Consider the following 17,729-nt stretch of genomic DNA (forward strand, 5'->3'; position numbering starts at 1 on the left):
AGCGATCAGCGGCTGACGGCGGACGCGTCCCGCAGAGTGCGCTCGCGCACCCCGGCCAGGTGGGCGGTCATGGCAGCCACGGCCGCCTCCCGATCCCCGGCCTCGATCGCCGCCAGCACCGCCCCGTGTTCGGTGATCGCCAGGTCGGCGTCACTGTGGCGCTGTTCCACGAACTGCCTCAACCGCTCACCGTGGATACCGATATGCCCGGACATCTGCTGCAGGTACCGGTTCCCGGTGGCCGCGAGCACCGCGTCGTGAAAGGCGCGGTCCGCCGCCAGGTAGGCGCGCAGGCTCGGCACGTCGGTGCTGCCGGTGAGCAGCTCGGCCTGGCGGCGCTGGTCGGCCAGGGATGCGGCGAGCGTGCCGGTCAGCTCCTGCCAGGCGTCGTCGGGGATCTGACGCAGCGCTCCCACTTCCAGTAGCACGCGAGCGTCGAAGAGCTCATTGATGGCGCCGGCGTCCAGCGGTGGCGCCACCTTGTACCCGCGCAGCGCGCTGCGCATCACCAGCCCGGTCGACTCCAGCTGCACCAGCGCCTCGCGGATCGGTGTGGGGGAGACGTCCAACCGGGTGGCGAGCGCGTCGATCCCGAGCTGGGCCCCGGATTCCCATTCGCCGGCCACCAGCAGCTCGAGCAGCGCGTCGTAGACCTCATCGCGCAGCGCCCGCCGGGAGGCCCGCTGGCCACGCGAGCCGCCCGTGCCCGGAGCGCTCATGCCCGGCTCACATCCGCTCCGGTGCCGCGATCCCCAGCAGGTCCAGCCCCTGAGCCAGGGTGCGCCGGGTCAGGTCCACCAGCGCCAGGCGACGCTCGCGCACCGACCCTTCCGAGGCGAGCACCGGGCACGCCTCGTAGAAGTCGGTGAACGCACGGGAAAGCTCGTACAGGTAGGTGGTGAGACGGTGCGGCTCCAAATCCTCGGCCACGGCAGCGAGCACATCACCGAGACCGTCATTCGCGAGCACCAGGGCCCGTTCGGCCCGCTCCAAGGCGACCTCATCGATCGCGGAAGGGACGCCGTCGGGAAGCTCGACACCACGCTCGCCGGCCCGGCGCAGGATGGAGACCATCCGGGTGTGCGCGTACTGCAGGTACACCCCGGTGTTGCCGTTGAAGGCGGTCATCCGCTCCGGGTCGAAGACGTAGTCCTTGGTGCGTGAGCCGGAGAGGTCGGCGTACTTGACCGCCCCGATGCCGGCCTGCTCGGCAATCTCGGTCAGCGCGGCCTCGTCCAGGTCGCTGCCCTTGGCCTCGGCGCCCTCCCGGACCACCGTCGCGGCAGCCGCCACGGCCATGTCCAGCAAGTCCATCAGCCGCACCGTCTCCCCGGAACGGGTCTTGAACGGCTTGCCGTCCGGGCCGAGGATCGAGCCGAAGGAAATGTGCCGGGCGTCCACGTCCTCGCTGAGCCACCCGGCCCGGCGGCCGGCCTCGAACAGCAGCCGGAAGTGCAGGGTCTGCCGGGCGTCCACCAGGTAGAGGATCCGGTCCGCCTCGAGCTCGCTGATCCGGTACTTCAACGTGGCCAGGTCGGTGGTGTCGTACCCGTAGCCGCCGTCGCGCTTGCGCACCATCAGCGCAGCGGGCTGATCGTCCGGGCCCTTCACGTCCTCCGACAGCACCACGAGTGCGCCGTCGGAGATCTCGGCGATTCCGGCTTGCTCCAGCTCGGCGGCCACGCCGTCGAGCATGGTGTTGTAGGAGGACTCACCGCGGGAGTCCTCGGAGCGCAGCAGGATCCCGAGCCGGGCGTAGACCTCGTCGAAGTAGAACTCCGACTCGGCCACGATCTCTTTCCAGACCGAGAGCGTCTCCTCGTCGCCTGCCTGCAGGGCGACCACGCGGGCCCGGGCGCGGTCAGCGAACGCCTCGTCGGCGTCGAAGGTCTTGCGCGCTGCCTTGTACAAGGCGTCCAGGGCGGAGACGGTGGTGGCGTCAGCAGAGCCAGCCAGATCGCTGTGCCGCCACAGTTGCTCCGGGTGCTCGGTGATGTACTGGATCAGCATCCCGAACTGGGTGCCCCAGTCGCCGAGGTGGTTCTGTTTGATCACGTCCGAGCCGAGGAAGCCGAGCACGCGGACCAGGGCGTCCCCGATCACGGTGGAGCGGATGTGCCCCACGTGCATCTCCTTGGCGATGTTCGGCCCGGAGTAGTCGATCACCGTGCGCACGCCCGCCTGCGCGGCCGGCACCCCGAGGCGGTCCGAGGCGCGCCGCGCCTCCACCTGGGCCCACAGAGCGTCATCGGAGAGCGTCAGGTTCAAAAAGCCCGGTCCGGAGATCTCCACACTCCCGACGGCGGAGCCTGCCGGGATCTGTTCGGTCACCGTGGCAGCGACCTCACGGGGGTTCGCGCCCACCTTCTTCGCCAGGGCGAGGGCGGCGTTGGCCTGCAGGTCCGCGTGGTCGCTCGGGCGGATCAGCGGGTCGGCACCGGCCTGCTCGGGGTAGGCGGCCGAGATGGCCGCACCGACGGCGTCGGTGAGCTGCTGGGAGAGCGAGGGGACGGCGTCGGGGGCGGGGGAGATCTCAGACACGCCTGTCATCATCCCACTAACCTCCTGCGCACAGAATCACTCATTGATCTGGTGGGTGAGTGGCGGGAGCTGCTGGCGGCCCTTCGGCTCAGCGGAGCTCGATCAGGCGCTGCCTGTCTTCAATCAGGCGAACGATCTCGTCGATGAGGGGCTCGAACCACGCGAGCAAGGCTCGTCGGCGCGTGTTGCCCACCCGGATCCACAGCAGGACCGGCGCACGATCGGATAGGAACGCCATGGTGGAGAAGTCGTCATCCTTGGTGATGAGAATGGCGTCGTGACCTAGGGCGTACGCCCAGAGCTCGTGATCGGTGGCATCGCCACGCATGATGTCGCCTGGCGTGCTCTGCCTGGTGGCCGTGCGCCGCAAGGACGCGCGCCAGTGCTGGTGGCAGCTGCGCACCCTGCATCCACAGCTCAGCTGCGGAACCACTCCTTCAGCGCCGGGTACAGCTGGGCGTAAGACTGCGCTGCGGGCGCATAGACGGCCACCAACTCCGGGGTCGGCTGGACCCGCCGCTCCACGCTCACCATCGCCTCGGCTGCCGCGGCTATCCCACCGGGAACGAGACCCACGGCGCTCGCGGCCAGGATCGCCGCCCCGAGCGCGGTGGCCTCGGTGGTGGAACTGATGGCCAGTGGCCGGTTCAGCACCGAGGCGAGGATCTCGATCCACGCGCGCGAGGCCGACCCGCCGCCGAGCACCACGATCTCTTCCACCCGGCCGGCCGGGACCTCCAGCCGGTCCAGCAGCACCTTCGTCTCGAACGCCAAGCCCTCGAGCACGGCCCGGTAGAACTCACCAGCGCCGTGGCTCTCGGTGAAGCCGGCGAAGGTGCCGCGTGCCTGGTCGTCCCAGAACGGGGTGGCCGAGCCGCTCAGGTACGGGAGGTAGCGCAGGCCGCCGGCACCCGGAGCGGTCGAGTCCAGCAGGTCCTCCAACCCGGCCGGATCCTCCGGGATCGCGCCGGCGAACGCCTTCCGGAACCACGCCACCGAGAGGGCGCCGGAGTTGATGAACCCTTCGATGGTCACGCCCTCACCGAGCGGCGAGCCGAGCAGCCGGTAGTCCCAGCTCGCGTCCGCCCCCTCAGCGGCGTGCACCCCCAGCGTGATCGACGTGCCCAGGCTCAGGTAGGCCAGCCCCTTGCGCGAGACGCCAGCGCCGAGTCCGCCGCTCTGCCCGTCCCCGGCGCCGGCGACGACCGGCAGGCCCTCCGGCAACCCGGTCAGCTGTGCCACCTGCGCCGTCACATGCCCGACCATCCCACCGGGCGGCACAAGCGCCGGCATCTGCTCCCGGCGCAGCCCCACCCGCGTGAGCAACTCCTCAGACCAGTCGTTGCTGGCCATATCCACCAGGCCCATCGGGTCCGCTGACGCCGTGGAGGTCGCGAGGTTCCCTGTCAACCGATGGCTCAGGAAGGCGTGCACATCGGCCACGTGCTGCGCCGCGGCGAGCGTCTGCGGCTCGTGGTCGGCGAGCCAGCCCAGTTTGTAGAAGCTGGGAGTGGTCGAAGGCGGTTTGCCCGAGATGCGGTGCGCCGTGCCGTCGCCGAGCCGCTCCACCTGCGCCCCGGCGCGCGCATCGAGCCAGAGCATCGCCGGCCGCAACGGCCGCATCTGCCCGTCCAGGCAGACGAAGGACTCCCGCTGATGCGTGATTCCGATCGCGCGCACCGTGTGCCCACCCGCCGTCAGCTCGCCTGCCGCGCCGATGAGCACGTCCAGGGTGGAGCTCCACCACTCCTCGGCGTCCTGTTCATGCCAGGTCGGTTCGGGCGAGTGCCGATCGATCGCCGCCCGGGTGAGGGCATGCACGGTCCCGTCGGGCCCGAACGCCACGGCCTTCGTGCCCGTCGTGGAGGCGTCGATCCCGATCACCACGTCCATGTGCTGCAACTCCTTCGTTGTCATACCCGACGGCGGCCCTCGCCTGATCACGCACCCTCACCCGAGCAAGCACCCTCACCTGAGCACGCACTCGCACCCGACCGAGTGCGGCCCATTGTGGCTATATCTCGCAGAATGAGCGAAATTGGCCGCACTCGCGGATGGGGGTGGTGGGGCTAGAGGGCTTGGCGGATCACTGTGAGCGGATCGTCGGCACCGGCCAACACCACCCTGATGGCTGCCAGGAGGGTAAGCCGGTCTGCGATGTTACCGAGCCGCGTATCCACCAGGTGCGCCGCGAGGCCGCTTGCCGCGACGCCTTCGACCGTCTGGCCGGCCTCCCGCATCCGTTCTAGTGCCTCCGAAGCAGTCTCCCCGGCGCCTATCCGGGCGCCGTACACCTTGTTCCGGCCCGACAACCCCGTGACCTCGAGATCACCGACACCCGGTAGACCGAAAGCCGTCTCCACCCGGCCACCCAGTGCCTCGGCCACCAGGCCCATCTCCTGTGCGGCGCGGGCGAAGATCGCTGACTTGAAGTTGTGCCACGGCTCTCCCGTGGCCTGCTCCATCCCGTCGGCAAAGCCGAGCGCGATGGCGTAGACGTTCTTCAGCGGGGCACACACCTCCAGGCCTGCCTCATCATCACTGATGCTGGGCTGGTAGTCCGGGGTGCGCATCAGGTCGGCGAGCGCGGTGGCTGCCTGCCCGTCATCGGTGGAGGCGAAGGCGGTGGCGGTGAACCGGCCTGCGGCCACCTCGTTGGCCTTGCACGGGCCGCCGATCGCGACGATCACGGCGCCCGGGTCCTCGATCGCCTCGCGGACGGCCTCGGGCATCAGGTCGATGGAGCCGTCCGTGCGCTGGTGGAAGCCCTTGCTCACCAGGCCGAGCACGGGTCGGTGGGCCGGGTCGGCCGAGCGGGTCAGGTGCGGCGCAGCAAGGCGACTCACCTCCAGCACCCCCACCGAGGCGACCGCCACGATCACCGCATCCGCGCCCGCCAGGGCGTCGGCGATCCGGTCGCTCGTGAACACCTCGGCCCCCCGGGCCAGGGGGACCTTCGTACCGGGGTGAGGGCCGCCGTCGGCGAGCTCTTCAAGGAAATGATCGTCCAGCCAGGTGCCCCACAGGGCCACCTCGTGGCCGTTTGCGCGCAGGGGAGTGGCCAGGGCCGAGCCCATGGCGCCGGCACCGAGGATCGTCACGCGCGCCATCAGGGCACCAGCGCAAACTTCGAGCCACGGCCGGCGGCCATGTCTTCCAGGCTGTCCACGAGGGCCTCCAGCGGACGGGTCTCGGTGATCAAGGACATCCCGTCCACCCGCCCGGTGGCCAGCAGCTTCACCGCGGTGGCCACATATCGCGGCTGGTGGTGGAAGACGCCCTTCATGGTGAGCTCCTCGTAGTGCACCCGCGAGGTGTCCACGCTCATCAGGGCCCCCTTCGGGGTGCCACCGAACCAGACGGCGGTGCCTCCCGGGCGGACCGTGTCCAGCGTCTGCTCCCACACCGGGGGCAGGCCGACCGCTTCGATGCCCACATCGGCTCCCCGCTCACCGGGGGTGTGGGCACGGATCGCCTCCAGGCGAGCACCGTCGTCGAGGTCGGTGATGTTCACCGTGTGCTCGGCGCCGGCGGCCAGTGCCTGCTCCAGGCGCCAGGCGCTCTGGTCCACGCTGATCACGTGCGCACCGCGCAGCGTGGCCAGGCGCACGAACATCAGACCGATCGGCCCGGCGCCGTGCACCACCACGCTGTCACCGAGCCGGATGCCGGACTCGTCCATCCCGTGCACCACGGTGGCGAGCGGCTCCAGCGGGGCGGCCGCCTCGAACGGGAGGGTCTCGGGGATCTCGTAGGTGTTGCGCGCCACGATCGGGGCGGGCACCACGATCTCCTCCGCGAAGGCGCCGTTGAGGAAGACCAGGTTCTCGCACAGGCTCTCCCGGCCGAGGGTGCACGCCCAGCAGCACCCGCACGGGGCGGTGTTCGCCGCGACCACCCGCATCCCGGGCGTGAAGCTCTCGACGCCGTCGCCCACCTTGGTGATCACACCGGCGAACTCGTGTCCGAACCGGGCCGGGAGGGTGGGGAACAGTTTCGGGTGCCCGCGGCGGTAGGACTTCAGATCGGTTCCGCAGGTCGCGGCGGCGCGCACCTCGACGGCGATCTCACCTGGGCCGGGCTGTTCGCGCTCGATCTCCTCGATTGCGAGCTCCCCGGGTCCGCGGAAGATCGCGGCCCTCATGACGCTGGTCCGTTCGGCTGGGGGCCTCGGGTCATGGTCAGCTCTCCTGTTCCTCAGTGACTTCGGCGACGATGACGGTCTCGACGTGCTCACGCAGTCGGCGCAGATCCTCGGAATCGATGCCGTCGTCAACGACGACCGCATCCATCTCGGACAGCCCGGCCTGGCGGTGCAGGGCACGGCGGGAGAACTTGGTGTGATCGACCAGCAGCACCGACCGGGCGGCCTGGTCGATCAGGGTGCGCTTGACCTGGAGCGGGCCCTCCTCAGGATGGAAGATGGCCCCTTGACCGACGGCGGTCGCCGACAGGAAGAACACATCGATCTGGATCGAACGGATCGCTTCGTGCGTGCTCGAGCCCTGGAACGACTGGAAGCCGGGTGAGAAGGTGCCGCCCAGTCCGAACATCGTGGCGTGCTCGGCGGCGGCGACCTGCTCGATCACCGGCAGGAAGTTCGAGACGATCGTGAGACCGTCCCTGCCCGCAAGCTCCTCGACCAGTGTCAGTGCACTGGTGGAGTCGTCCAGGGCGACGACCCGCGTCTGGCGCCGCTCATCGACCGTGTCCAACCACGCCAGCGCGGCAGTGGCCATGGCTCGCTTCTGCGGGAGCATGTGGTGGCGGCGCAAGGCGACGTTGCGCTCGACCTCCTCGATCGGGGTCGCTTTGGCGCCGGAGCGCACCTTCGAAACGACGCCGCGGGCGTCAAGCTCGTCGAGGTCCCGGTGGATGGTCATAGCGGTGACACCGAAATGCTCGGCGAGCTCGTCGATGCGGATGAACCCCTTGGCCGAGACGATCTCGGAGATCTCGCTGCGCCGCTCCTGCGCGGCCTGGCGCCGTCTCATGCTGCCTCCTCGCGATCACATGTCGTCATGGGCCAAGTGTGACGTGTTCTGGGAACGTAACATAGGCAATGTTAGAACGAAAGGGTTGTAGCGTTAGGAAACATGCTCTAGAGTCACATTTCATGTGATGCGCATCGCGGCGCGAACCGAGACGAAGGGGTCCCGCGTGGTTCCAGCACTGCAAGTGAACGGCCTGTCGAAGGCTTTCGGCGGTGTCCCCGTCCTGCGCGACCTGAGCTTCGCTGCGGAGCCAGGCTCGGTGGTCGTCCTCGCCGGTGAGAACGGCGCGGGAAAGTCCACGCTGTTCAACATCGTCATGGGCCGGCTACCCGCCGATGCCGGCACGGTGACGCTGCGTGGCACCGCACTGACCCACCCGTCGCCACGGCACGCACGCGACCTCGGCGTGGCGCTGGTTCCCCAGGAGCTCGCCCCCTACGAGGACCTGACGGTGGCCGAGAACATCGCCGTCGGGCGCGAACCCCGCGCCGCAGGGTTCATCCTCCGCCGTCGGCAGATGCGAGCCCACGCCCGCGAGCTGCTCGCCGAGTTCGACGTCGACATCGACCCGGACCTCCCGATGAACCGGCTCTCCGTGGCGCTGACCCAGATCGTGGAGATCGTGAAGGCCACCAGCTCCGGGGCCAAGGTGCTGCTGCTGGACGAGCCGACATCGTCGATTCCCGAGGCGGAGGTGGAACGGCTTTACCAGGTGATCCGCAGGCTGCGTGATCGCGGGGTCGCCATGGTCTACACCACGCACCGGATGCAGGAGATCGAGGCCATCGCCGACCGGGTCGTCGTTCTGCGGGACGGGGGACTCACCCTCGACGAACAGGCACGAGAGGTGCAGCCCCACCAGATCGTCACCGCGATGATCGGGCGCGAGCTCGGCACCATGTTCCCTGAGCGTCCCGCTCCCGGGACGATGCCGGCCCTGGAGGTCAACGAGCTGCAGCGCCGGCCGGGTCGGCCCACCGTCACCCTCACCGTCCGCGCCGGTGAGGTGGTGGGCCTCGGCGGGTTGGTGGGTGCCGGGCGATCGGCCACCCTGCAGGCGATCTTCGGCGCGAGACGGGCCGCGGCCGGGACCGTCACCGTGAACGGACACTCCCTGCACCGTCAGACGGCGCGCGCGTCCATCGACGCCGGCCTCGCCTTCGTCCCCGAGGACCGCAAGCGGGACGGTCTCGTGCTCGGCCGCTCGATCCTCGACAACATGACCCTTCCCTACATCGCCGACTACTCCCGCTTCGGGGTGATGCGCGCCGGGGCGCGGACCACAGCCGCCACACGACACGTGGACGATATGCGGCTGCGCTACCGCTCCCTGCAGCAGCTCACCGAGACCCTCTCCGGCGGGAACCAGCAGAAGGTCGTCATCGCCCGCTGGATGGATCGATCCCCGGCGGTGCTCCTGCTCGATGAACCCACCCGCGGCGTGGACGTCGGCGCGCGTAGCGAGATCTACCGCATCATCAGCGAGCTCGCGGCGACGGGCCTCGGCGTGCTGGTGGCGAGCTCGGACATGCCCGAGCTGATCGGACTGACGCATCGGGTGCTCGTCATGCGCGAGGGCGCGATCGCCGGTGAACTCGACCGAGCCGATCTCGACGCCCCCGATGCCCAAGCTCGCATCTTTCACCTGGCCAGCGGTGAGGACGCCGCCCGCCACACGACCGAGGAGGGTCGATGACCAGAACCGTGCCCGCAATCGCTGCGAACGTCCGGCAGCTCACCGACGGCAAGTCCGCGCGCGAGGTGGCCACGGCCTTGCTCGTGCGCAACGCCATGGTGCTGATCCTGGCGGTGGTGATCTGCTACTTCGCCTACCGCAGCGCGCGCTTCGCCACCTTCGACAACGCCACCTCCATCCTCATCGCTGCCGCCCCCTTCGCACTGATTGCTCTCGGTCAGACGTTGGTGATCCTCACCGGTGGGATCGACCTCTCCGTCGGATCGGTGATCGCGGTCAGTGCCATGAGCGCGGCCTGGACGGCCGTGCGGATACCGGACCAGCTCTGGCTCGCGCCGGTGGTGGCCACCGGTGTGGGACTGCTGGCGGGCGCCGTCAACGGACTGCTGGTGAGCAGATTCTCCGTACCGCCGTTCGTGGCCACGCTGGGGATGCTCACCGCCGCGTCCGGCTTCGCCTACGCCATCGGCAACGGCGCCCCCATCAACGGTGTGCCGGACGGCTACGGCGCCTTCGCCAACAGTGAGGTGCTCGGGATGAAGATCCCGGTGTTGCTGATGATCGTCGGATTCGTCACGTTCTGGTTCGTGCTCCGGCACACCACGTTCGGTCTGCGCATCTACGCCATCGGTGGCAACTCCAGCGCCGCATCGCTCGCCGGTGTTCCCACCGAGCGGACTCGCGTGTGGGTGTACCTCATCAGCGGCGGCCTGGCCGGACTGTCCGGGCTGATGATCTCCTCCCGGGTGATCTCCGGGGCGCCCACGCTCGGCGAGGGCTACGAGCTGGACGCGATCGCCGCCGTCGTGATCGGTGGCGCCAGCCTCTTCGGAGGCCGCGGCACCATCTGGGGCACCCTGCTCGGGCTCATGCTCATCCAGACCCTGAACAACGGCCTGCAGATCCTCGTGATCCCTCCGTACTGGCAGGCCGTCATCAAAGGCGCCCTGATCGCGGCCGCCGTCGCCATCGATGTCTGGGCCACCAGACGCACCCGATCCTGACCATCCCGAACCCCGTAAGAGACCCACCCACCTGCAAGGAGGCACGAAGGTGCGACACCACGCGAAGAAGACGATGATCGCCGCCACGCTCGGCGGCGGGTTGCTGCTCGCCGGCTGCGGTGCCGGCGATCCTGACGCCGGCGACGACACGCTGCAGATCGGCGTCTCGGTCTACGACATGAGTTCATTCATCACCCAGGGCCAGGAAGGAATGGAGGCCTACGCCGAGGCCAACGACATCGAGCTGCTGTGGAACTCCGCCGGGCTCGACGTCTCCACCCAGGCCGACCAGCTCGACCAGTACGTCAACGCCGGCGTGGACGCAATCGTGGTCGTTCCCGTTCAGGCGGACTCGCTCGGTCCACAGCTCGTCGCCGCCTCAGATGCCGGCATTCCGGTGATTCCCGTGAACGCGGCCCTCGACGACACCACCAACGTCACTGCCTCGGTCCTTCCCGACGATATCGCCGCCGGCGAGAGCGAGGCGCAGATGATGGTGGACGAACTCGGCGGCGAGGGCAACGTCGTCATCCTGCAGGGCCCACTCGGCCAGTCCGCCGAGATCGACCGCACCGAAGGCATCGAGAACGTGCTCGCGGAGAACCCCGGCATCGAGGTCCTCGCGATGGACACCGCGAACTGGACGCGAGACGAGGCGGTGAACCTCATGGCCAACTGGATCTCCGCCTTCGGTGAGGACATCGACGGCGTCATCGCCGAGAACGACGATATGGGCCTGGGTGCCCTCCAGGCGCTGAACGAGGCCGGAATGAGCGTGCCGATCGTCGGCATCGACGGCATTGAGGACGGCCTGGCAGCCGTCGCCGACGGTGACTTCATCGGCACCCATCTCCAGCACGGCCGGGTCGAGCTGGCTGCCGGCCTCGCCGTGGCCGAGCGCGCCGCGAACGGTGAGGACGTCGAGGACCTCTACACCTATGTCATGCCCACGGTGACGCCGGACAACGTCGAGGACGTGCGGGCGAACGTGGTGACCGACGTCGAGGCCTTCCTGGACCGCCTGCCTGAGCTCATCGAAGCCAACCTCGCCTCCGGCGACCTGTCGAACGAGGAGTGACCTACCGCCGTCGGGTGCCGGCTGCCGGTACCCGACGGCACCATCGCACGATCACGAGGAGAACGATGACCTTCCATGACGACGCCCTGGACGCGTGTGTCCGCGTCTCCCGAACCCTGGGCTCGGACCCCTCCCTGGTGCTGCATGGAGGCGGCAACACCTCGGTGAAGTCCACCCGGACCGACGTCACCGGCGAGAGCGTGGAGGTGGTGCTGACCAAGGGCAGCGGGTACGACCTCGCCTCCATCGTTCCCGAGGGGTTCACCCCGCTGCGCAAGGATCGGGTGCTGGCGCTTGCTGAGCTCGAGTCCTTGGACGACGTCTCCCTGGTGAACGAGCTCAAGCAGGCGTCCATGGATGCCTCCGCCCCCTCGGCCTCCATCGAGGCGATCCTGCACGCGCTCATCCCGCACCGGTTCGTGCTGCACACCCACGCCGACGCGATCGTCACCCTGACCAACCAGACCGACGGCGAGCGGCTCACCGCCGAGACCTTCGGCGAGGACGTGTGGGTGCTGCCCTACGTCAAGCCCGGCTTCGCCCTCGCCCGCCAGGTGGCCGTGGCGCTCGCGGACGTGGACGTGCGCTCCTTGCGCGGCATCGTGTTGCGCAACCACGGCCTGTTCACCTTCGCCGACGATGCCGACGCGGCACTGGCCACGCACCTGGAGCTGGTGCACACCGCTGCCGCGGCACTGCCGCAGATTCCCGACGGCGGCCCCTCACCTGATATCGATCCGCTCGCCCTGGCGGCGCTTCGCAAGGAGATCAGCGAGGCGGCCGGTGCGCCGATGGTGCTGCAGCGCCGCACCGGGACCGCGGTGGACGCGCTGCTGGGTCGCAGCGACCTCGACCAGATCACCCAGCGCGGCCCGTTGACGCCCGAGCACGTCATCCACACCAAGCGGGTGCCGATGGTGGGCACCGATGTGGCCGCCTATGTGGCTGGGTACCAGGCGTATGTGGATGAGCACCGTGGGTTGGCCGGCGGTGAGCTCACCCCGATCGACCCGGCACCGCGGGTGATCCTCTCGGATCTCGGGTTCCTCACCGCTGGCCGCACCGTGAAGGCCGCGAACGTGGCCGCGGACATCTACGAGCACACGGCCGCCGGGATCCTGCGTGCGGAGGCGATGACCGGTTTCCGGACGCTATCGGCGGCCGAGGCGTTCGACATCGAGTACTGGGTGCTGGAGCAGCGCAAGCTGCGTGCCAAGGGCGACCCGCCGCCGTTCGCGGGCGAGGTGGCGCTGGTGACCGGCGCCGCTTCCGGGATCGGACGCGCGTGTGCACAGGCGCTACGGGAGGCGGGGGCCGCCGTCATCGCCCTCGACCGGGATGCTGCGGTCACCGAAGCGAACGCGCCGGACTGGTACGGCATCGTCTGCGACGTCTCCGACGCGGACGCTGTGCGGGCCGCGGTGACCGAGGGGGTGGGCCACTTCGGTGGCCTTGACATCTTGGTGCCCGCCGCAGGCGTGTTCGCCGCCTCGCACCCGATCGATGGTTTTCCGGCCGGGCCGTGGGCCACGAGCCTGGACGTGAACGTCACCGGGTTACTGACCTTGCTCGGCGCCGCGCACCCGTACCTCGCGCTCGCGCCGCGGCAGGGACGGGTGGTGCTGGTCGGCTCGAAGAACGTCCCGGCGCCCGGTCAGGGTGCGGCGGCCTACTCGGCGTCCAAGGCTGCGGCCACCCAGCTGGCCCGGGTGGCGGCGTTGGAGTGGGCGCCGGACGGGATCCGGGTGAACACGGTCAACCCGGATGCGGTCTTCGACACCGCCCTGTGGTCCCCGGAGCTGCTGGAGCAGCGGGCTGCGAAGTATGGAATGTCGGTGGCCGACTACAAACGCCGCAACCTGCTGGGCGCGGAGATCACCAGCGCCGACGTCGGCGAACTCGTGGCCGCGATGTGCGGGCCGCTGTTCGCCGCCACCACGGGCGCACAGGTGCCCATCGACGGCGGCAGCGACCGGATCGTTTGACGGCACCTCGCACGAAGAATCCCCCGCCGATCTGGTCACCCAGATCGACGGGGGATTCAATCGTGAACGACGAGGTCAGTCCTTCTTGTCAGCGTCGTCGGCGGCGTCCTTGACGTCATCGGCCGCATCCTTGGCGGCTTCCTCGGCCTTCTCGGCAGCGTTCTTGACGTCTTCGCCGGCCTCGTCGGCCGCCTCGTCGGCATCCTGTGCCACGTCCTGGGCGGCCCCGGTTGCCGATTCCTTGACCTCCTTGGCCTTCTCGGCGACCGTCTGCGCCGCATCGGAGGCAGCGTCGGCGGCAGTCTTGGCGGCGCCTGCGACGGCCGCACCGGCTCCTTCGGCCACGTGCTTGGCCTTCTCCACGGGCGCCGGAGCGTCGTCCCAGTACTCCTCGGCCCACGGGTCGTCCACCGGCTGCGTGCGCTTCCAGATCAGTACACCAGCACCGGCGACGGCGGCACCGACGAGCACCCATCCCAGGGTCTTGCCGAGCTTGTTCCCGCCCTTGGCTTTCTTCTCCTGCGCGGCCACGGCGTCAGTCGCAGCGTCGAGCACGGAGTTCGCCTTGCTCTGCAGGTCATCGGCGCTGCCGCTGGCCGCCTTGGCTGCATCCTCCATGGCCTGGACCACGCGCGGGAGCACCTTGTCCACCAGGGTGTCGTGCGCGGTGTCGACTGCGCCCTTGCTCTTCTCGGCGTACTCGGCGATCTTCGGCGCGGCGGTGGTCACACCGGTGCGCCACGCCTTCTCCACACGTGGGCTTGCCCACTCGACGGCAGAGTCCACCTTCGGCCCGGCCCACTCGACCGCGGACTCGACTCGGGGTCCCGCCCACTCCTTGCCCTGGTCGGCGAGCTGGCGCGCGACCTTGCTGGCTTCCTCGGCCTGATCCCGAAGTTGCTCGGCGTTGACCTTGCTCTTGCGCGACATATGACTCCCTAGCTCACGTCCCGCGGGGCGGGGCACGGATCATTGGTGTGGTTCGCTCGTCCGTTTCCTATCGTGCCACCCGGTCACCCGATGTGCACACGACTGCGCGGAACTTGTCACCTCCGTTCCTGAATTCGAACGGAACCGTGCGCTCCAAACAGTGCGAAGATGGACCGTATGGACGCAATTCTGCACACCTCGGCCGGCGACATCACCGTGGAGCTCTTCCCGCACCACGCCCCCAAGACGGTGAAGAACTTCACCGAACTCGCGACGGGCGCACGGACCTGGACTCACCCCGAGACCGGGGCCCAGAGCAATGACCCGCTGTACAACGGCACGATCTTCCACCGCGTGATCCCGAACTTCATGATTCAGGGCGGTGACCCCCTCGGCACCGGTACGGGCGGCCCCGGCTATGCCTTCGACGATGAGATCCACCCGGAACTGCACTTCCGCGAGCCGCACATGCTCGCGATGGCCAACGCGGGGATCCAGATGGGCCGAGGCACCAACGGCTCGCAGTTCTTCCTCACCACGGCGGCCACGCCGTGGCTGCAGGGAAAGCACACCATCTTCGGCAAGGTGAAGGATCAGGCCTCGGCCGCCGTCGTGGACCAGATCGGTTCGGTCTCCACCGATCCCCGCAACGACCGCCCGGTCGAGGACGTGGTGATCACCTCGATCGAAATCCTCGACTGATCCACGGCAGCATTCGATGACCAGCTACCCCGCGGCCCCGCCGCCGGGCAGTGCCGCGGGCCCACCGGTGTGCCCGCGGCACCCCGATCGGGTCTCGTACGTCACCTGCCAGCGATGCTCCCGGCCCGCCTGCCCTGAATGTCAGCGGCCCGCGGCCGTCGGGGTGCACTGCGTTGACTGCGTGCGCGAGGCGAGTCAATCGGTGCGCCCGACGCGCACCGTGCTTGGCGGCCGGGTCAGTCGCAGCGATAGACCGGTGGTGACGCTCACGATCATCGGACTATGCGTCGCGGCGTTCCTCGCCTCCTACCTGCTGCCCGGTGCGATCTGGGCCTTCAGGTTGGTGCCGGCGCAGGCCGGAGACGAGCCGTGGCAGTTGCTCACCTCCGCGTTCCTGCACGCCGGCTGGCTGCACCTGCTGGCCAATATGTACGCACTGTGGATCGTGGGCCCGTTCCTGGAGCAGATGCTCGGGCGGTGGCGTTATATCGCGTTGTACTTGGTGAGCGCACTCGGCGGGTCGGTGGCCGTGCTGCTGCTCACCGCGCCGGAGAACTATGGGTTCGCGACGGTCGGTGCTTCCGGTGCTGTCTTCGGGCTGTTTGCCGCCGTGGCGGTGGTGCTGCGCCGCACCGGCCGTGACGCCCGGCAGATCCTGGTGGTGATCGCGATCAACGTGGTGATCACCTTCGTCATCGCGAACATCTCCTGGCAGGCCCACCTCGGTGGCCTGGTGGTGGGTGGAGCGCTCGGCGCACTCTTCGCCTACCTCCCCAAAGAACAGCGGTCCGTCGGGGCCGTGCTGGGGGTGGGCGGGATGCTCGCGCTCCTCGGAGCCCTCACCGCCATCGCGCTGGCCTGACGGACCCACGCACTCTGCGCCACCGCGGTACTGATCGAAAGGCACGTCGCGCAGTTCCTCCGCAGCGGAACTGCGCCACGTGCCTTGTGGTGTGTGCAGGCGCCAGCCCGGGCATCCTGTCTCGAATCACACGGACGTAGTTTTCCACAGCTTCATGCACAGTCTGGGGATAATCACACAGTTGTGATTCCCCGCGGACTCTCACCACACGCGGGGTTGCCGGCCGTCTCGGCGTGTGGCCCCACCGGGCGCACACGGTCTTCCGGCGAGGCGTCACGACGTGCGAACCGCATCGGGCACGCGTGCGTGGTCTGGCCGGCCTGCAGATGCGCGTGATCCACTCCGTCAAGGTAAGCGCTAGAAAATATGCGCACTGAACACTGGACATCACGGAATACAGCGCTGTAACGTCTCCTCTCGACGAAGACGTCCGCTCGGGAAGGAACGCGCGCAGTCATGGCAGCCAAGACCACCCAGCCCAACATCGTGGTGCTGATGACAGACCAGCAACGGGTAGGTCTCACCGGTGCCGAGGGCGGCCCCGACTCGATGCCGCGGGTGGATGCGTTGTTCGCCGACGGCGCCCGTTTCGACCGCGCATACACGAGTTGTCCGGCGTGCGTACCGGCCCGGACCAGCCTGCTCACCGGGCGGTTCCCCTCCGCGCACCGCGTGCGGCAGAACAGCAATGCCGAGCACGCCTTCTACAGCAAGGACCTGCTGGATGTGCTGCGGGCGGCGGGCTACTCGTTGCACTTCAGCGGCAAGCCGCATATGCACCCTGGACCGCAGGACTTCGACACCTTCCACGGTCCGTTCATGCACGACCGCGGCCCCACAGAGAGTGCAGCGCACGAGGAGTTCGATGCGTGGCTGCACGGTCTCGACCATGCCGTGACCGAGGAGCCGACGCCGTTCCCGCTCGAGTCCCAGCTGCCCTACCGGATCGTCGACGGCGCGATCCGGGCCGTGGACGGCGCACCTGCGGAGGATCCGTATTTCCTCTGGCTGTCATTCCCGGAACCGCACAACCCGTATCAGGTGCCCGAACCGTACTTCAGCATGTTCGACGAGGCCGAGGTGCCGGAACGGCTGGCGGGCCCGGAAGCCCTAGACGCCCTGGGCTGGCGGTTCCGTTGGTTGCACCGGTTGATCGAGGAGAAGCGACCCGGGTTCGACCAGGTGTGGAGGCGGTACCGGGCGAACTATCTGGGCATGCTGCGGATGATCGACGACCAGATCGGGCGCCTGGTGGATCATCTGGCCGATCAGCCCGGCGGGCTGGAGAACACGGTCTTCGTGTTCCTGACCGATCACGGTGACTTCGTCGGTGACTACGGGCTGCAGCGCAAGGGCGCCGGACTGCCGGAGGCTCTCACCAGGATCCCGCTCGCTGTGGCCGGCCCTGGGGTCGAGACCCAGCATCGCAGCGAACTGGTCTCGATGGTGGACCTGCTGCCCACGATTGCCGAGTGGGTGGGCCAGCCGATCCCGCCCGGGGTGCAGGGCCGATCCCTGGCGCCGTTGCTGCGTGGAGGCGAGGCTCCGCCGTCGGAGTTCTCCACCATCTACGCCGAGCACGGATACGGCGGCGTCTCCTACGCCGAGACCGACCGGCCACCCCTGCACTTCCCCTACCAGGGGTACACCTTCGACGAGCTGAACAGCGTCACCCAGAGCGGGGAGATGCGCATGGTCGTCGGGGGCCGATACAAGCTCATCGTCGACGATCGGAGCGAGGTCTTCCTCTACGACCTCGAGTCCGATCCCGCCGAGACCAAGGACCTCAGCGACGACGCCGCCCTGGCAGGCGTCCGCGAGGACCTCTATCGCCAGCTCGTGCAGTGGTTGCTCCGCGTCGCGGACGACCTGCCCGAGGGCGACTACCAGCCGAAATCCCGTCCCCACAACTGGCGCTGGGCCTGAGCCCAGGCACT

Annotated in this window: 15 protein-coding genes; 7 read left to right on the forward strand and 8 right to left on the reverse strand. The window is 68.8% G+C overall.

All coding sequences use genetic code 11. The annotated features are described in order from the left end of the window. Positions 1 to 5: 5 nt before the first annotated feature. The 7 genes from LQF10_RS00415 to LQF10_RS00445 form a co-directional block, all read right to left on the reverse strand. The gene (locus tag LQF10_RS00415; RefSeq protein ID WP_231065541.1) at positions 6 to 719 is read right to left on the reverse strand and encodes a GntR family transcriptional regulator; all 714 of its coding nucleotides are present in this window, start codon (positions 717 to 719) and stop codon (positions 6 to 8) included. A gap of 7 nt (positions 720 to 726) precedes the next feature. Continuing rightward, positions 727 to 2,541 carry an arginine--tRNA ligase gene (gene argS, locus LQF10_RS00420; RefSeq protein ID WP_231065542.1) on the reverse strand — a complete coding sequence of 605 codons (1,815 nt, stop codon included), beginning with the start codon at positions 2,539 to 2,541 and terminating at the stop codon, positions 727 to 729. 88 nt (positions 2,542 to 2,629) lie between these two features. Further along, positions 2,630 to 2,869 (reverse strand): DUF5615 family PIN-like protein, encoded by a 240-nt coding sequence (locus tag LQF10_RS00425; protein WP_231065543.1) that lies wholly within the window; start codon positions 2,867 to 2,869, stop codon positions 2,630 to 2,632. 89 nt (positions 2,870 to 2,958) lie between these two features. After that, complete coding sequence (locus LQF10_RS00430; RefSeq protein WP_231065544.1) at positions 2,959 to 4,458, reverse strand: xylulokinase; 1,500 nt, start codon at positions 4,456 to 4,458, stop codon at positions 2,959 to 2,961. A gap of 152 nt (positions 4,459 to 4,610) precedes the next feature. Continuing rightward, entirely contained in the window at positions 4,611 to 5,651 is a 1,041-nt protein-coding gene (locus tag LQF10_RS00435; protein WP_231065545.1) for an NAD(P)H-dependent glycerol-3-phosphate dehydrogenase, read from the reverse strand. Next, positions 5,651 to 6,685, reverse strand: a complete 1,035-nt coding sequence (locus LQF10_RS00440) for an alcohol dehydrogenase catalytic domain-containing protein (RefSeq protein ID WP_231065546.1) — start codon at positions 6,683 to 6,685, stop codon at positions 5,651 to 5,653. The genes LQF10_RS00435 and LQF10_RS00440 overlap by 1 nt, the downstream gene beginning before the upstream one ends. A 37-nt stretch (positions 6,686 to 6,722) precedes the next feature. After that, a complete protein-coding gene (locus LQF10_RS00445) occupies positions 6,723 to 7,535 on the reverse strand; it encodes a DeoR/GlpR family DNA-binding transcription regulator (RefSeq protein WP_231065547.1) in 813 nt (270 codons plus the stop codon). A 166-nt stretch (positions 7,536 to 7,701) separates the two neighbouring features. On the opposite strand from LQF10_RS00445, the gene LQF10_RS00450 reads away from it, so the two are divergent. The 4 genes from LQF10_RS00450 (at position 7,702) to LQF10_RS00465 (ending at position 13,298) form a co-directional block, all read left to right on the forward strand. After that, the gene (locus LQF10_RS00450) at positions 7,702 to 9,231 is read left to right on the forward strand and encodes a sugar ABC transporter ATP-binding protein (RefSeq protein ID WP_231065548.1); all 1,530 of its coding nucleotides are present in this window, start codon (positions 7,702 to 7,704) and stop codon (positions 9,229 to 9,231) included. Then, positions 9,228 to 10,235, forward strand: a complete 1,008-nt coding sequence (locus tag LQF10_RS00455) for an ABC transporter permease (RefSeq protein ID WP_231065549.1) — start codon at positions 9,228 to 9,230, stop codon at positions 10,233 to 10,235. Before LQF10_RS00450 ends, LQF10_RS00455 begins: the two co-directional genes overlap by 4 nt. A gap of 49 nt (positions 10,236 to 10,284) precedes the next feature. Continuing rightward, positions 10,285 to 11,313: a substrate-binding domain-containing protein gene (locus LQF10_RS00460; RefSeq protein ID WP_290371125.1), complete on the forward strand. Its 1,029-nt coding sequence runs from the start codon at positions 10,285 to 10,287 to the stop codon at positions 11,311 to 11,313. A 65-nt stretch (positions 11,314 to 11,378) separates the two neighbouring features. After that, the gene (locus LQF10_RS00465) at positions 11,379 to 13,298 is read left to right on the forward strand and encodes a bifunctional aldolase/short-chain dehydrogenase (protein ID WP_231065550.1); all 1,920 of its coding nucleotides are present in this window, start codon (positions 11,379 to 11,381) and stop codon (positions 13,296 to 13,298) included. A 75-nt stretch (positions 13,299 to 13,373) separates the two neighbouring features. On the opposite strand, the gene LQF10_RS00470 is transcribed toward LQF10_RS00465, so the two are convergent. Beyond that, on the reverse strand, positions 13,374 to 14,228 hold the full coding sequence (locus LQF10_RS00470; protein ID WP_231065551.1) for a hypothetical protein: 855 nt from the start codon (positions 14,226 to 14,228) through the stop codon (positions 13,374 to 13,376). A 177-nt stretch (positions 14,229 to 14,405) separates the two neighbouring features. Between LQF10_RS00470 and LQF10_RS00475 the strand changes: the two genes are divergently transcribed. The 3 genes from LQF10_RS00475 (at position 14,406) to LQF10_RS00485 (ending at position 17,718) form a co-directional block, all read left to right on the forward strand. Continuing rightward, positions 14,406 to 14,930, forward strand: a complete 525-nt coding sequence (locus tag LQF10_RS00475) for a peptidylprolyl isomerase (protein ID WP_231067394.1) — start codon at positions 14,406 to 14,408, stop codon at positions 14,928 to 14,930. A 259-nt stretch (positions 14,931 to 15,189) separates the two neighbouring features. After that, positions 15,190 to 15,792 (forward strand): rhomboid family intramembrane serine protease, encoded by a 603-nt coding sequence (locus tag LQF10_RS00480; protein WP_354002611.1) that lies wholly within the window; start codon positions 15,190 to 15,192, stop codon positions 15,790 to 15,792. A 456-nt stretch (positions 15,793 to 16,248) separates the two neighbouring features. Then, complete coding sequence (locus LQF10_RS00485; protein ID WP_231065553.1) at positions 16,249 to 17,718, forward strand: sulfatase-like hydrolase/transferase; 1,470 nt, start codon at positions 16,249 to 16,251, stop codon at positions 17,716 to 17,718. Positions 17,719 to 17,729: the final 11 nt, after the last annotated feature.

It is taken from the genome of Ruania halotolerans (assembly GCF_021049285.1).
GTDB classification, from domain to species: Bacteria; Actinomycetota; Actinomycetes; order Actinomycetales; family Beutenbergiaceae; genus Ruania; species Ruania halotolerans.